The sequence below is a fragment of the Rhizobium laguerreae genome, from assembly GCF_002008165.1.
GTDB classification, from domain to species: domain Bacteria; phylum Pseudomonadota; class Alphaproteobacteria; order Rhizobiales; family Rhizobiaceae; genus Rhizobium; species Rhizobium laguerreae.
This window is the reverse complement of the sequence record NZ_MRDM01000009.1, coordinates 225,798-241,269: the sequence shown is the minus strand read 5'-3', so window position 1 is coordinate 241,269 and position 15,472 is coordinate 225,798. Positions and strand designations below refer to the sequence as shown.

11 protein-coding genes are annotated in these 15,472 nt (G+C 62.0%); 2 read left to right on the top strand and 9 right to left on the bottom strand.

The window, feature by feature from the left end; genetic code table 11:
* From BS630_RS07425 to BS630_RS07405, 5 genes are read right to left on the bottom strand one after another with little or no spacing between them, the layout of a single operon-like run.
* Entirely contained in the window at nt 1-996 is a 996-nt protein-coding gene (locus BS630_RS07425; RefSeq protein ID WP_077976884.1) for a carbohydrate ABC transporter permease, read from the bottom strand.
* A gap of 2 nt (nt 997-998) precedes the next feature.
* On the bottom strand, nt 999-2,105 hold the full coding sequence (locus tag BS630_RS07420) for an ABC transporter ATP-binding protein (protein ID WP_077976883.1): 1,107 nt from the start codon (nt 2,103-2,105) through the stop codon (nt 999-1,001).
* A complete protein-coding gene (gene pglB, locus BS630_RS07415; RefSeq protein WP_077976882.1) occupies nt 2,093-3,457 on the bottom strand; it encodes a polygalacturonase PglB in 1,365 nt (454 codons plus the stop codon). Before pglB ends, BS630_RS07420 begins: the two co-directional genes overlap by 13 nt.
* Nucleotides 3,454-4,548, bottom strand: a complete 1,095-nt coding sequence (gene bglB, locus BS630_RS07410; RefSeq protein ID WP_077976881.1) for a beta-galactosidase BglB — start codon at nt 4,546-4,548, stop codon at nt 3,454-3,456. Before bglB ends, pglB begins: the two co-directional genes overlap by 4 nt.
* Nucleotides 4,549-4,565: 17 nt before the next feature.
* Nucleotides 4,566-7,088, bottom strand: a complete 2,523-nt coding sequence (locus tag BS630_RS07405) for a hypothetical protein (protein ID WP_077976880.1) — start codon at nt 7,086-7,088, stop codon at nt 4,566-4,568.
* Between the two features lie 191 nt (nt 7,089-7,279).
* On the opposite strand from BS630_RS07405, the gene BS630_RS07400 reads away from it, so the two are divergent.
* On the top strand, nt 7,280-8,566 hold the full coding sequence (locus BS630_RS07400; RefSeq protein WP_077977053.1) for an ABC transporter substrate-binding protein: 1,287 nt from the start codon (nt 7,280-7,282) through the stop codon (nt 8,564-8,566).
* A gap of 358 nt (nt 8,567-8,924) precedes the next feature.
* On the top strand, nt 8,925-10,187 hold the full coding sequence (locus BS630_RS07390; RefSeq protein WP_077976878.1) for a DUF3422 domain-containing protein: 1,263 nt from the start codon (nt 8,925-8,927) through the stop codon (nt 10,185-10,187).
* Nucleotides 10,188-10,262: 75 nt separating this feature from the next.
* Here BS630_RS07390 and BS630_RS07385 read toward each other — a convergent pair whose 3' ends face one another.
* The 4 genes from BS630_RS07385 to BS630_RS07370 form a co-directional block, all read right to left on the bottom strand.
* The gene (locus BS630_RS07385) at nt 10,263-12,407 is read right to left on the bottom strand and encodes a methyl-accepting chemotaxis protein (protein ID WP_077977052.1); all 2,145 of its coding nucleotides are present in this window, start codon (nt 12,405-12,407) and stop codon (nt 10,263-10,265) included.
* A gap of 16 nt (nt 12,408-12,423) precedes the next feature.
* Nucleotides 12,424-13,353 (bottom strand): substrate-binding domain-containing protein, encoded by a 930-nt coding sequence (locus BS630_RS07380; protein ID WP_077976877.1) that lies wholly within the window; start codon nt 13,351-13,353, stop codon nt 12,424-12,426.
* Between the two features lie 198 nt (nt 13,354-13,551).
* A complete protein-coding gene (locus tag BS630_RS07375; protein WP_077976876.1) occupies nt 13,552-14,436 on the bottom strand; it encodes a carbohydrate ABC transporter permease in 885 nt (294 codons plus the stop codon).
* Nucleotides 14,426-15,400 (bottom strand): carbohydrate ABC transporter permease, encoded by a 975-nt coding sequence (locus BS630_RS07370; protein ID WP_183594545.1) that lies wholly within the window; start codon nt 15,398-15,400, stop codon nt 14,426-14,428. The genes BS630_RS07375 and BS630_RS07370 overlap by 11 nt, the downstream gene beginning before the upstream one ends.
* Between the last annotated feature and the right edge of the window lie 72 nt (nt 15,401-15,472).

Genomic DNA, 15,472 nt, shown 5'->3' with positions numbered 1-15,472 from the left:
TCAGGACTCCATTCGCTTGCCGATGCGCAGCTGTATGAGGGTGAGAACCAGAAGCACCAGCCCCATGAGAACCGAGGCAGCGGAGGCCAGTCCGAAGAGGCGAAGATCGCTGCCGAATGCCATCTGGTAGATATATTGGACGATGAAGCTGTTGGCCGTGCCGGGGCCGCCGCCATTGGTCAGAACCCAGGCCTCGTCGAAGATCTGGACGGACTTGATCATCAAAAGAATGAACACGACTAAGAGGTTCGGGGCCAGCAGGGGAAGCGTGATCCTGAACAGCGTGCGGCGCGGCGAGGCGGCATCGATGGAGGCAGCCTCGTAGAGCTCCTTCGGGATGGCTTGGAGGCCAGCGAGGAGGATCAGGGTATAAAACCCCATGTGAAACCAGACCGACACCGCGACGACGAAGAAGCGCGACCAGCCGACGTCGAGCAGGAAGATCTCAGGGGGAACGCCGATCATCTGGAAGAAGGCGTTCAACAGCCCGTTGCGATCGAGGAACCATTTCCAGATGAGACCGATGACGACGGGTGACAGCAGGACGGGATAGAAGAACATCGCCCTGAAGAAGCCGCGCGCGACGATCGCCCGATTGAGGATCAGCGCCGTGATCAGCGCCACGAGCAATGTGGCGACGACATTGAAGGCCACGAACCAGAGCGTGTTCCACACAGCCGTCCAGAACAGCGATTCCTGGCAGGTTCCCGGCTGCAGATAATTGCCGCAGGAAAGCAGCGTGCGGAAATTGTCCAGGCCGACGAAGGGGCGCTCCGACACGAAAAGATTGGTTCCGCCGGTAAAGGCGTAACCGATCGCGATCGCGATCGGAAGGAACGTGAAGATAGCGAACAGAACGAGGTTCGGCGCCAGGAACAGCCATGGCATACGCTTGCGGCCGAACACGCGCTCGATCAGATTTATCGGGGTTTCGACCACTCTCATCGCCGTTTCCCCTGCCTGGGACAGCAATGCACCTGCCTTGAGCGCCGCCATGTTCAGCGCCTCCCCTGTCCGGGCCGCCGGGCAAAAGCCAGGCCGCTTTCGGGATCGAACAGATGAACCCGCCCCGGGGCGGCATCGATCACGATGTGATCACCAGGCGCCGGCGCGAAATGGCCGGCCTCATGAATGATGATCTGCTCATCCCGACCTGCAAGGTTGCCATAGACATAGGTCTCGGTGCCGAGGCCCTCGTGATACTGGACGATGAACGGCAGGCCCTGCTCGCTGGAGCGTGAAAAATGCGCGGGCCGGATACCGGCGAGAACGGCCTGGCCGACCGCAATGCCGGCGAGATCGACATCGCTGACGATGCTGCCGCCGTTGCCGACATCGATGGTGACGCCGCTTTCGCTGACGCCTGATACCTTGCCCTTGATGATGTTCATGCGCGGCGAGCCGAGGAAGCCCGCGACGAAGAGATTGCGCGGGCTGTCGAACAGGTCCAGCGGTGCTCCGACCTGCTCGACCCGCCCGGCGCGCAGCACGACGATCTTGTCGGCCATCGTCATCGCCTCGACCTGGTCATGCGTGACATAGATCATCGTCGTCTTGATGTCGCGGTGGAGCTTGGTGATCTCGGCCCGGGTCTGGACGCGTAGCGCAGCGTCGAGATTGGACAGCGGCTCGTCGAAAAGGAAAATATCAGGTTCGCGCACGATGGCCCGGCCGATCGCCACGCGCTGGCGCTGGCCGCCCGAAAGCTGCTTCGGACGCCGATCCAGATAGGGTTCGATCGCCAGCATCCTGGCAGCTTCGGCAATCCGCGCCTCGATCTCGGCACGCTTGAACTTCAGGTTCTCCAGCCCGAAAGCAAGGTTCTTGCGAACGCTCATATGCGGATAGAGCGCATAGGACTGGAAGACCATCGCGATCTTGCGCTCGGCCGGCGAGAGTGCGCTGACGTCGCGCGCCCCGATCGCGATTGCGCCTGACGTCACCTCTTCGAGGCCGGCGATGACGCGCAGCAGGGTCGACTTGCCGCATCCCGACGGACCGACGAAGACGACGAACTCGCCGTCCTTGATATCGAGTTCGACGTCATGCAGGACTTTGACCGAGCCATACGACTTGTTGACGTTGGAAAGTTTCAGTTCTGCCATGTCCCACTCCCATCAGGTGCCGCCGTTTCGAAGACGGCGTCGTTTTTGTTCCAGCCTTGCGGCAGCGGTGTCGGCCTCGTGATCCGCACCTCGTTCATCAGGATCCCGGTGACATCAGCCACGTAGACGGCCGGCATTCCTCCCGGATAGTGCTCAAGACCAATCACCCGGCCGTCCGACCCGAGGGTCCAGGCATTCGCACGGCCGCCGCCATCGGCTTTTGGGGAAAGGTCCGCGTTCGTCGGACGCAGGTCGTAGGATCGCGCCGTGCCGAGCTGCCCAGGCTGCTGATCGATGGCGATACGCGCCAGCGATGCGTTCCGGATGCCGGCCGACGACGTCGAAATAACGGTGATCGCCCCCTCCATCCGGCCGGTGATGTCCTCGACGATGAGATTTTCGATGGCGCCTGCCGTGCGTTCCGTAACACGGTCGACGACATTGACGGTCAGCGCCTCCCCCGAGCCCCAGAAGCCATCGGGGGTCTCGCGGCACTCTACCGCAATTCTCGAAAACCTTACGTTCGATATCCGGCCGCCGTCGCGCGAAAAGACGCCCAGCGCCCTGTTGGAGGATGAGGCGGTGCAGTCCTCGAACACGACATTGGTGACGTCGCCATGCGTTTCCGTGCCGATCTTCAGCGCGCAGCTGAGGCTCTGAACGGCGCAGCGGCGGACGAGAATGTTTTCGCATCGCCCGATGGCGACGCGATCAGGACCGATGCTCGTCTTCAGGCATATGCCGTCGTCGGCCGTCGATATCCGGCAGTCCTCGATGACGGCGCCGCGGCAGGCATCCAGCACGATGCCGTCGGTATTGGGAAGACGGCGGTCGTTATCGATGGTCACGTTCCTGACCGCGACATCGGTGCAGTTGACGAAGTGCAGCGTCCACATCGGCGAGCGGCTGATATGGATGGAGCTGATCTCGACCTCGGCGCAGCCCTCGAAGACGACGACGCGGGGCCGAAATTCGGCCGGAATGAAGGTTCCCACAATCTCGTCGTCTCCCACGATAAAGCTGTCGCAGCCGGCTTCGATGCGGCCGGCCCCCGTCAGGCTGATCCGCCGCGCATCCTTGGCGACGATCATGGCGCGGTCCGATTTTTCGGCGATCACCGAAACACTCGTATGCGCATAGGCGGCATAGTCCGGAACGGGACGCAGGATCGCGCCGGCGGCCAGATGCAGTTCGACGCCGGATCTGAGCTGGAGCCCCCGGCAGACATGGATGCCGGCCATGAGCTCCATGCGTCCGCCGCCCGAAGCCGACAGGCCGTCGATGGCCGCCTGCAGGCGGACCGTATCGTCGCCCTCCGCCGGTTCGATCGCGACAATAGACACGGGGCTCATTGGCGATGGCCGTTCTCGAGGAGGACTTCCGTCAGGAGCAGCATGGTCAGCGCCTGGCCGTAAGGCGTCGGCACATTGGGGATGCGCCGGTAGAAATCGAGGTCATGACCCATCGGCGTGCCGTCGGAGACGCCGTGGACGACACCTTCCTCGTCGATCTGCGCCAGCACCGCCGCAAGCGCGCGCTCCGCATAGGCCCTGTCGTCCTTGTCGAGAATGCCGGCATCGACGGCGCGCAATATGCCATAGGCGATGCCTGCCGTGGCCGAGGTTTCCAGCGGCGAGGACGGATCGTCCAGAAGCGTCGTGAACATCCCGTCCGGCCGCTGGTATGCCTTGAGCGAACGCACCTGGCTGACGAGGACATTCGAAAGGAACCGCCGGTCCTTCTCGCCGAGCGTCGGAACAAGATCGAAGAGTTCGGGGATGGCGACGGTGATCCAGGCATTGCCGCGCGCCCAGAAGGCATTGGCAAAATTGTGCCGTCCGTTGAAGGTCCAGCCGTGATACCAGAGCCCGCTGACCGGATCGGAGAGGTAGCGGGTGTGGATCACGAATTGATAGACGGCTTCGTCGATCCATTCGCTGCGTTCGCAGAGCACGCCGGCCCGGGCGAGAAACAGGCAGGCCATGAACAGCGTATCGTCCCACAATTCGCCGTCATTGAGACGCTCCTTGACGACGTGCTGAAAGCCGCCGTCTTCGGTCTTCGGCAGTTCCTTGACGAGCCATTCGGCCCAGTCCTCGACGAGAGCACGAAAATCGGGACGGTCGACATGCTGGACGAGGATCGCCAGCGGCAGCATCGGCGCCGTGCTGTTGATCTGGCGCGGCGGTAGGCCGCGTTCGATCTGGCCGGCATACCAGGCGACGAGCTCCTGCAGCGCTTTCTGATCATTGGTGGAAATGGCGCGCCGCAGGAAGCCGTAAAGGCCGACGCCGACTTCCCAGTCCCATTCGTCGAACTGGATTCCGGAGGCGGAATTTCCCGTCACGAGACCTTCCTTGATGCCTCTGAGCCGGCTGAAAGCCGTTGCCACGCGATCGATCGTCGTCAGGAGGGCGGCGTTATCGACAGATGTTGTGTTCATGCTGGAGACCTATGTTTTTAGGAGTAGAACGGCCCGTCAGTGCCGGTGCCGGAGGCTGCACTGTCGTAGGTGAGGATCGGGTGCGGCTGATCATGCGTGAAGGGCCTCGCCTCGCCGCCGATCGTAAGACCGTCGGCATAGGAGAGGTCGATCGCCGGGCCGCCCGGCGGCGTCAGGGAGAGACGCCGAAGCTCGGGATCGAAGGAAACCGTCGTCTGGCCCAGGCGTTCGACGAACGTCTTGAAGGCATCGTCGTTGCCGCATCCGACGATACCAGCCCAGCCGCAAAGCGGCCCGTAGGAGCGCGCCTCGCGGCCGGCGGTCGGGCCATCGGTGATCAGCTCCAGGCCGTTCGACGCCCAGAGGGCGGAAAATCCCCCACCCGATCGCGCGATGAGCCACTTTTCTTCGATGATGAGTTCGTCCAGCCCGTCGCGGCCGATATAGGCGTGCGTCCATGCGTGGCGTGCGTCGCTTGTATCCTCGATCAGCAGAGCGACGTCGCGATGCTGGGCAACGCGCGGCAGGATGCCGTTGCCGGCCCAATAGGACGGCCTTTGATTGCCCCAGGGGTCGTCCTCGCCGGGATGGTTGACCCACAGCCTCGCCATCGGATGGCCGGCCAGCCGGATGTCGAGGACATGCTGCTGGTGGCCCTTCTGGCCGGTCTTGTGATCGACGACCGTCGAAAGCTGCGCCGCCTCGTTCTTGAACAGCGCGAGTTTTGCGCTCTCAAGCCCCTGGCTGTAACGCGCCTCGACGCTTCTTGCCCGGGTGAGCGCCGCAAGCTCAGCCAGATCGGCGGGCGGCTCGTAGCCGCCGGCGCAGAACATGGTCAATGCCGCGACACCATTGTTCAGCCAGCCGGTTCCGAATGCGACCTGGGCAAAAGGCGCAAGCTCGGTCAGCGGGCCGGCACGCAGTTCCTTGTCGTATGCACGGCCCTGCGATCCGGCCGGAACGCCTGCGAGCGTATGAAGGGCGATCATCCGGAAGATGAGATCGATCTGGGCGCGGGCGCGCGCCGATATCTTTGTCTCGGCCCAGCGCTCCAGCGCCAGCAGGCCGATAAAGTCGATCGGGTAATAGGCCGCCGAGTTCCACTCCGCCAAGCCATGGGCTTCGACGCTGTCGAACCAGCGCCCGAGCCGCTCGCGGCCAAGTTCCGCCTGCTGACGCCCCGTCCTGCCCGAGGCCGAAAACACCTCGTCGGGCAGGAGAAGTCCCGCCAGCAGCTGGCTCGCATGGAAGCAGAGCACGTGGTTCTCGCTCCAGAACCACATCGCGTCGTTGCCCGGCTCGTCGACCCAGTAACGATAGGAGCGGACGGAATGCCGGATGCGAGCGACCACGGCATCGGGCATCCGGTCGGCATAGGCGCCGAGCAGCCACAACAGCGGCACCATGATGAAATCCGAGCAATCCTCCCGCGCATCGATGGAGGCGAGCGTCGCGTCGATGATGCGGTCGAAGCTTTCCTGGTCGTGATGGCCGGTTTCCATCATGGCGATCAGGCGCCCGACGCGGTTGGCGCCGAAGCGGGCGCTGTATTCCAGCGCCTGCCGCTTGCGGGCGGCAAGCGACGCCTCTGATGGCAACGGAGAAATGCTGCTCATGAAGGCGGCATCGATGACCCGCGTAACCGAACCCGTGCCGCTGCCGATCATCATATGCACGCCGTGATAACCGTCCGGAATGCCGCAGACATCGTCGGCCGTGAGACTGCTCTGATGGGCCTTGAGCGTCAATCGGGAGTGCGCGAGAACGGGCCGCTCGTGGCCATGGCCGACGACCTTGATCTCGACAGGCAAGTCGCGTTCGGGCGCGGTGCCGAAGATGATCTCCAGCGGCTGATTGACGAAGACGTCGCGGGCCGGACGCACGCCGGGCGCAAGGGCTTCCAGCTCGCGGACCTCATCCTGATCAAGCGATACAGGCAGCAGCACGCTAAGCGGCTCGCCGTCCAGCATCTCGAGCTCGAAGAACCACGTCGTGTCGCGCTCGGCCAGGTCTTCGGTGTGGACGAGAATCTGGTTGTCGCCGGCGTCCAGCGCCAGCTTTATGTCGGTTGTGCTCTCGGTGTTGCGCTTGAAGGGTTCGAAGCGCACCGCCTCCTGTCCGTTGACCCATATGCGGACGCCGCCGCAGGTCTTCAGTCTGAGATTGAGCGTTCGCGCAGTCTCCGTCCTGAACGTGCCCTTCAGCCATCGCCTGAGATGCGTCGGCACGTGCCAGAAGCCGGTGAACTCGACACGGCGGTTCGAGCCGGGAAGATTGAGGCTTTCGGTCGGCCAAGCGGTGTCGGGTAGTAGCGGCCGCCCCACCATGCTCGACCAGAAGGCCTTGCGGCAGGGCAGGTCGCCGACATCGACGAAGCCGTTGATGAAACGATAGTTCACGCGGTCTTCGGCCGGCGCCGGCTCGCCGGGAAAATAGCTGGCGATGAGGCCGGAAACGGCCCATGCCGTGATCGTCTGCCCCTCGGCCACGCTGTATGCTGGCGCCATCCCATCCGGCTGCTTGATGTATTCCGTTTTCACAGACCGCCTCCTCCGCAATCTTATGAAAATATTTTCATTAGATTATTTGTGCGCGCTAATTTTGCAAATTGCTCAAAAACATCGCTATTGCCGCAGAAAATAGCTTGACGGAACGAATGTCAAGTATATGAAATTGATTTATCGATGGCTGATGCCGCGATTGATGAAAATGTTTTCATGGGAGGATGAAAATGAAAACCTATCTCTCAGGGGCCGTCGCACTGGCGTTGGCAACCGTTTCTTTCGCATGGGCCGGCGCGGCCATGGCAGAAACCAAGACAATCACCTTTCTGTTCACCGACGACGACCAGGCTTACGTCGAGCGGATGGAAGCGCTCAGCAAGGAATTCGAGGCGGCGCATCCCGACGTCAAGGTCAACTTCGTCTCTTCGGGCTATGATGCGGTCGCCAAACAGCTGCCGGTACAGCTTGCCGTCGGCGAAGGCCCTGACATCGCCAAGATCACCGACTGGCAGCTTGCGCCCTATTACCTCGACATGCGTCCCTACATGAAGGACCCGGACGGTTTCGCCAAGCTGCACGGCGACAGCCTGAACACGCTTCGCTTCCCCGGCGTCAACGATCCGCAGTCGATCAACGGCTATATCGCGTCGCAAACCTTCAACCTGCCCTTCGTCAACAAGACGCTGTTCGAACAGGCCGGCGAACCGCTTCCGAAGCCCACCGCCACGCTGAAGGATATCGTCGAAGCCTCGGCGCGCGTCGCCAAGGCGACCGGCGCTCAGATCCCCTTCACGATGGATCGCTCGGGCCATCGCTTCTCCGGCGCGGCATTCTCCTACGGTTCGAACTACGTCAAGGACGGCAAGTTCTTCTTCCCCGACGATGCCGCCAAGCGCTATGTCACGGATCTCTACGGCTGGACGAAGGACGGCTCCTTCCCCAAGGAAATGTGGGGTGCTGCCGGCGGAACCCAGTATAAGAACATGGGCGATGAATTCGTCAACGGCAACGTCGTGACCTATCTCGCGGGCAACTGGATGGTCAATCCGTTCCAGAAGAAGATCGGCGACGCCTTCGACTGGACGGCGATCAGCGCCCCCTGCGGCGATGCCGGTTGCTACGCGATGCCGGGTGGCACCGCGATCGTCGGCTTCAAGCGCACCAAGTCTCCGGAGGCCGTGGCCGCCTTCATCGAGTTCCTCGGCTCTGAAAAGGTCCAGCGTGAAATCGCTGAGAACTACGTCGTCCTGACGGGCGCCGACATCAAGGACCCGCAATACAAGCTCGAGAGCAAGAATGCCAAGGAGGCGATGGCCGTCTTCCTTGCAAGCCGCAATAGCGTGCCGCAGGCAGCTCGAGACCTGGAACGCCTCAAGGGATCCTCGGCCATCTATCAGCTCATCGTCCAGAGGATGAGCCAGCTGATCGTCGGCGAGCTTTCCCTCGACGAGACCTTCAAGGCGATGAGCGCGGACGTCGACAAGGTCAACGTGGCGCTCGCCGCCAACAAGTAACCGGCCGCGCCTGTCTCCCACAGATTGCGCGCTGCATCAGCCACGGCCTCGCAACGGGCCGTGGCTGATCGTTTTTTGCTTCTGCCTGGCGTCCTCTCCGAAACTTTGATCGGTTTCCAATTGTCGACGATCTGAACCACGCTACAACTGCCGCAAGGAAAGGTAGCGTCGCCAGTTCCGCGACGCGATGCTGGGAACGGCGGCGACTGGCGAAGGTATGGTGACACGCGGTTCGAGAGAGGTTATAGGCGTTGTCAGCCTTCGCCGGCTCGCAGGCACCATGGTCAACTCACACATGCCGGCAACCCGGTTACATCCGGCGACCCACCGACTGTCTACCTTATAGAGGTGCATTTCCATGCCGATGGGCTCCGAGCATCCGCTGCGAAGGGAACTTCACAACGAGCTCCACGCGCGGCCGTCGCTTTACTTCGACGGCGACACGGATGTGTGGCACGTCGCCATCGTCGGCGAGAATGCCCCTCCTCAGATACCCAATTCCCTGCCGGGACTGGAGGATGTCTCCACGACTCGCGAGGGCAACCACGGTATCGGCCGCATCGGCGACGGTCGGCTGAAGTGGGAGGCGCATACCGAGTTCCTGACCCTTACTTTCGTCGTTCCCGCATCGGCCGAACCTGGCAGCAATCCCCCCGAAGCGTTTCAGGCCTGCTGCCGTCAGATCGACGGCAAGGTCATCGCGGCGGTCCGGGTACTGGTGCGGGACGAAAAGGACGGGCAGCGCCCGGAAAAACCGAAGCTCGACTATGTCGCCTCGCAGGTCGGCGGCGGCGATGCGGAAGTGCATTCGAACTTCCGGCTGACCGACAGCGGCTTCGTCGAATTCCTGTTCTTCAACCGCAACCTCAACGCCTATCGCACCGGCCGCATGGTCAGGCGTTTCCTGGAGATCGAGACGTACCGGATGATGGCGCTGCTGGCCTTGCCGATGGCACGCGAGACGGTGTCGAAGCTTTCCGTCTTCGACCGGCGCCTCGACCTGCTGATCTCGCATATGCAGAGTGCGGTCAAGGTCGACAAAGCCCTGCTTTCCGAGGTCACCAAGCTCTCGTCGGATGTGCTCAATTTCTCCGCTCTCGCCCGTCACCGCTTCGGTGCGACGAAAGCCTATGCCGAGATTGTCGCAAGCAGATCGTCGGAGCTGCGCGAGGAGCGCGTCGAGCAGCGCCAGCGGATCGGCACCTTCATCGACCGGCGCTTTCAGCCGGCCGTCCGCGCGGTTCACGCCGCCGAACGTCGCCTTGATGAACTGGCCGAACGTGTGAGCCTAGCTGGAGACCTGCTCAGAACCACCGTGCAGGTTCAACTCGAAGATCAGAACGCGTCGCTGCTGACATCAATGGAAGAGCGGGCGCGCATCCAGGTGCATATCCAGCAGGCGGTCGAAGGCTTCTCCGTCATCGCCATCACCTATTACACCGTTGGCCTCGCAAAGATCTGCCTGGAAAGCATCTCCGAATTGGGGGTCGATCCGCACGTGACGAAGCTCGCCGTTCTCGGCGCCATCCCGCTCGTGCTCTTCGCCGTTTGGGCGGCAGTTCGTCACGTTCGCAAGAGCATTGCCGGCCACTCTCCCGCTCCCGCATCGGAGAGCCACTAAGGTGACGCCGGCCGATGATCGCTCACCGCCGCCCTTTCGAGGCGGCGGCGTTTTCCTGGCTGCATCGACAGGACGTCAGGATGCCATTGCGTAGTGGCGATGTTCCGATGCCCGGCCGCTGCCCGTTCTGAACCGCCGCAGCAATTCGGCAAGGCTTTCGGTTTCATGAGTCAGGCTCTGGGCGGCCGCCGTCGTCTCTTCGACCATCGCGGCGTTCTGCTGCGTCACCTTGTCCATCTGGTCGCCGGCAGCCGAGACCTCGCGCAGGCTTGTCGCCTGCTCGCGGGCGGCAACGGCGATCTCGGCCACGGTCGCATTCATGGCGGTGACCTGCTCGACGATCTGTTCGAGCGAGAGGCCGGATTCGCCCACCAGCTGGACACCGGTCTTGACCTGCGCCGAGGAGGTGGAGATCAGCTGCTTGATCTCCCTTGCCGCGTTGGCGGAGCGCTGGGCGAGCTCGCGGACTTCCTGGGCGACGACGGCAAAACCCTTGCCCGCCTCGCCGGCGCGGGCCGCTTCCACGCCGGCATTCAGCGCCAGCAGGTTGGTCTGGAAGGCGATCTCGTCGATGACGCTGATGATGTTGCCGATCTTGGACGACGAATTTTGAATTTCCGTCATCGCATCGATGGCGCGGGCAACGATCTCGCCGCCCTCTTCCGCATTGGTACGCGCGGTTGCCACGACACCCTGGGCACGGCTTGCGCCCTCCGCCGTTCCATTGACGCCGCGGGTCACTTCACCCAGCGCCGCGACGGTCTCCTCCAGCGAGGCTGCCTGCTGCTCGGTGCGGCGGGCGAGATCGTTGGAGGCGGTGGAGATTTCCGCAAGGCCGGAGCGGATGGTGGCGACCGCGCGAATGACGGAGTCGACCGCCTCTTCGAGGCTCGCGACAGAATTGTTGAAATGATCCCGGATCCTAACATAGCGGTGGTCGACTTCGCCGACGCGAACGGTGAGATCGCCCTTCGAGAGTGCGTCCAGCCCGACTGAGATCTGGCGGAACGCGTGCTCCATCACCTGCGCATCGCTGAGCCGCTCGGCTTCCTGCCGGAGCCGCTCTTCTTCGGCCGCCAGGCGGGCGCGTTCGGCATTGGCTTCGGCGATCAACTTGGCGCGCCCCGTTTCCTGGAAAACCTTCAGCGAACGCGCCATGGCCCCCAGTTCGTGGCGGTGCTCGACGCCGGTTATCGCTATCCCTTCCTCACCACGGGCAAGCTGCTCCATGGACTGGGCCATGTTGCGCACCGCCGAGGAAATCAATCGGCCGACGAAATAGGAAAGGACGAGGCCGATGACGATCAGCAGGCCGCTGATGACGAGCGTCGCGCTGGTCGCGGAGGCAACCGTTGCATCCACCGAACCGTCCAGGGTCTTCTGCGCACCGGTAACAGTTGCCTGCAGATCCTTGAAGCCGCCTGAGATTTTCGGTGCAAGCACGCTGAGCTGCGTCTGGCGGATATTGCCCGAGGCCTGCAGCACGTCCTTCATGTCGACGAGACGAGCGGTGTAGTTCTGCATGAGCTGGCCGGCGCCCATCAGGCGCTTCTTCTGCAGCTCGTTCTTTGCGGCCTTGGCGGCGGCTTCGTTGAGCGCGACCGCTTCGGCGAGTGCCGCCTGCGCCGTGTCATAGGCCGCAAAATCATCGGAATGCACGAAGCGTTCGGAGAAATAGAGGCTGCGGTTCAGGGCCTCCAGTGTCGCCGCCGTCATCTGCAGCAGGGCCACATCGTTCTGGCGCCAGGCGCTGCGCACGACGTCGTTGAGCGCGATACTGGTCCAGGGGCCGAATTCGGTGACCTTGGAGATCAAGGCATCACGCCTGGCCTGCAGCGCAACGATTTCTTCGAAAGCCTTGCCATAGGTGGCGATGTCCTGGCGGATCGCAGCAAGGCCGGACTGCAGGTCCTTGTTGCCGGCAAAACGCGGGTCGTCGGCGTCGAACGCTTTCACGCCGGCGCGGAAGCGATCGACGACATCCTGCGTCGGCGTGGAGCGAAAGGCTTCCGCCGACATCTGAATCTCGTTCAGCTGGTCGCTGTAGTCCGAGATGGCGAGACTTTGGCCGGCCGTGGCGCGATAGGACGAGAAGATCGAGGCGAGCCCGTTCATGCCCGAGATCGCGCTGACCGTGAGCAGGCTCATCAACAGGATCAATGGCACGAAGCCGGAGGTGATCTGTGCGCGAATGCCGAATTTATTCCAGAAATGCAACATCATAGTCCTCTTATGCTCACTGGCTCTTCGGCAGATAGGTGGCAATGTTCTCAGGTGTGACGAGTTCGAAGGGAACGTTGTTTTCGCGCGGCACCTTCTCTTTCCGGATCAGCTTGACGGCAGCGTCGACAGCGGCAGCACCCTGTCCGACGGCGCTCTGGAGAATGGTCACGTCGAGATCGCCGGCCACCATCGCGGCGAGCGCGTCATCGGTCGCGTCGACGCCGGCGACGACGACGTCCTTCATCGGGATATTGTTCTTCTTCATGGCCCGGATCGCGCCGAGCGCCATCTCGTCATTATTGGCGATGACCGCGTCGAACTTGACGCCGGCCGACAGCCATTCCTGCATCTGCTGATCGGCATAATCGCTCGACCAATAGGCCGCCTGCCGCTCGACGATCTGAAGACCCTTGCAATCCGGGGTGGCGATGACGTCGGAGATGTCCTGGGTGCGGGCGCGGGCGGCCGCGTGGAAGGGTTCGCCCATCAGCACGACGACACGGCCTTTGCCTTTGAGGAGCGCGCAGACCTGCTTGGTCTCCAACGTTCCGGATTCCTTCTCGTTGGAGGCGACCACTACCTGATTATCCGGCAGGTCCAGTAGGTTGGAAGGAACATTGTTGATGTAGACCAGCGGAATACCGGCATCTGCCGCCATCTTGGTCATTTGCGGCCCGAGATCGCCATCGGAAACTGCAAGGATGATGGCGTCGACCTTGTCGGCAATGAGCTTCTGCACCTGCTGCTTCTGGAGCTCGTTGTCGCCCTTGGCGCTTTCGGTGACGAGCTTGAGGCCCGATATCGTCTGTCCATGCGAGACGACGCCGTTCAGAAGTGCCGTTCTGAATTTGTCGAGATCGGACATCGAAACACCGATCGTCTGGGCATGGGCAGCAGAGATCGATATCGCCAAGGCGATGGATGCAAGCGTAGCCGTTTTCATGAATTCCCCTGCGCAATTCGAATATGAAGGGGTTATTTCAAATTTTGGTTAAATTTTACTTTTCGGCCAGGAGCAAAAGTTAACCGCGGGGATATGGTTGCGGCGGCACGAGAACCTTCTTCGGCGGCGATAGACCGGACTTGAAGCGCATCACAGCAAACTTGATGCGATGCGCTTAAATCTTTGTTCTTATGAAGATTAGCGCCCACCAAAGCCGGAGCTGACGGTGATGCCCTTGTAGATCACCCTCTGCAACACGATGGCCAGGATGACGCCGGGCACCATGGAGATCGTCGCACCGGCCATGATGTAATTCCACGCTGTGCCCTGCTGTGTCTGGAACAGGGTGAGCCCGAGCGGCAGCGTGGCCATTTCGACGCCGCTGGTGGCGATCAGCGGCCAGAGGAAACTCTTCCACTGCGCGATGAAGGTGAACAGCGCCAGCAGGCCGATGGCCGGCATGGCAAGTGGAACGATGACCGTGACCAGGATGCGCAGGCGCGAAGCCCCGTCCATCATCGCCGCCTCGTCGAGATCCTTGGGAATGCCGAGGATGAACTGCCGCAGCAGAAAGGTGCCGAAGGAGCTGAAGGCGACCGGCAGGATCATGCCGTGATAGGTGTTGATCCAGCCGAGCTTGCTGACGACGAGGAAGAGCGGGATGACCAACATCACCTGCGGGATCATCAGCGTGCTGAGATAGGTAAGCAGAAGCCCCTCCCGTCCGGGAAATCTCAGCCGGGCGAAGGCGTAGGCAGACAGGCAGGAGACTGCAATCACGATCGCCGTAACGCCACAGGCGACCACGAAGGAATTCAACAGGAAGGTTCCAAATGGCAGGGAAACCAGGGCTTCGACGAATGTTCCCCAATGATACTCCTCAGGGAAGATGCGGACCGGCACAGCCATCACCTCGGCATTGGAGCGCACCGCGTTCGACACCATCCAGAAGAAGGGGAAGAGGAAAAGCAGCGCGATCAGCGAAAGTGCCGTGTAGCTGACGAAGGTGCCGACGCGCCGCAATATGCGGTGACGACGCTGGGACACGGAATGCGGATGCCGCGAGGTCTGATCAATCGTCATAGTGCACCCATTTGCGCTGCATGTGGAATTGCAGGATGGTGAGCGCCATGATCATGACGAACATCACCCAGGCCAATGCGGAGGCATAGCCCATCTGGAAGTTGGAGAAGCCTTTCTGGTAGATGGCGAAACCGAGCGTGGCCGTCGCCGAGCCCGGGCCGCCGCGCGTCATGGCAAATATCTCGTCGAAGACCTGCAGCGAGGTAATCGCCGTCATAACAGTGCCAAAGAAGATGGTCGGCGAGATGAGCGGCAGGCGGATGCGCCAGAAGCGCTGCCAGGCGTTGGCGCCGTCGATCGTCGCCGCCTCGAGATAGTGCTTCGGCACCAGGTCGAGGGCGGCGTTGAACATCACGACATTATAGCCAACATTTGCCCACAAGGTGACAAGCACGACCGCCTGCATGGCCCAAGTCGAGCTCAGCAGGAAATTCGGCAGGCCGAGGCCGAGCGCGCGGATAATGGTGTCGGCCAGGCCGTCCGGCGTGAAGATCAGCAACCACACCACCGACGCCGCGATGGTCGGTGTAAAGGTCGGCAGGAAGAAGATCACCCGGAAGATCGCCTTGCCGCGCTTCAGGCTCGATATCCAGACCGCGAGCGTCAGCGAGACGATGATATTCAGCGCCAGATACTCGACGGCAAAGAACAGCGTGTTGCTCAATACGGTGTAGAAGGCCGGATCGACAGTGAAGAGCCTGATGTAATTCTGAAAGCCGACGAAGGATGGCGTCGAGATCAGCTGCCAGTTGGTAAAGCTGAGCGCCAGCGACGCCACAATCGGCAAGGCCATGAAGACCATGAAGCCGAGGAAGCTCGGCAGCAGGAACAGCATGGCTGTCTGCGTCTCCGGCTTCAGGAAGCGCCGTGGTTGACCGGGTTGCAAGGGAACTTCGGCAACAGCGCTTTGCGACATGTCTTCCTCCATGCGCGGCTGGTCCTGCCGCAGCGAGAGCTGGCGCATGACCCGAAGATCGGAATGGATTTTCCGAAAGGATCAGACGCAGATTTCAAAGCAAGGCGCGTCCTGCCGGAC

Bases quoted from the DNA above. Each gene is read 5' to 3' on its own strand.
- BS630_RS07425 (WP_077976884.1), bottom strand. From the start codon at position 996: ATGGCGGCGCTCAAGGCAGGTGCATTGCTGTCCCAGGCAGGGGAAACG.
- BS630_RS07400 (WP_077977053.1), top strand. From the start codon at position 7,280: ATGAAAACCTATCTCTCAGGGGCCGTCGCACTGGCGTTGGCAACCGTT.
- BS630_RS07370 (WP_183594545.1), bottom strand. From the start codon at position 15,400: ATGCGCCAGCTCTCGCTGCGGCAGGACCAGCCGCGCATGGAGGAAGAC.
- BS630_RS07375 (WP_077976876.1), bottom strand. From the start codon at position 14,436: ATGACGATTGATCAGACCTCGCGGCATCCGCATTCCGTGTCCCAGCGT.
- pglB (WP_077976882.1), bottom strand. From the start codon at position 3,457: ATGAGCCCCGTGTCTATTGTCGCGATCGAACCGGCGGAGGGCGACGAT.
- BS630_RS07385 (WP_077977052.1), bottom strand. From the start codon at position 12,407: ATGTTGCATTTCTGGAATAAATTCGGCATTCGCGCACAGATCACCTCC.
- bglB (WP_077976881.1), bottom strand. From the start codon at position 4,548: ATGAACACAACATCTGTCGATAACGCCGCCCTCCTGACGACGATCGAT.
- BS630_RS07390 (WP_077976878.1), top strand. From the start codon at position 8,925: ATGCCGATGGGCTCCGAGCATCCGCTGCGAAGGGAACTTCACAACGAG.
- BS630_RS07420 (WP_077976883.1), bottom strand. From the start codon at position 2,105: ATGGCAGAACTGAAACTTTCCAACGTCAACAAGTCGTATGGCTCGGTC.
- BS630_RS07380 (WP_077976877.1), bottom strand. From the start codon at position 13,353: ATGAAAACGGCTACGCTTGCATCCATCGCCTTGGCGATATCGATCTCT.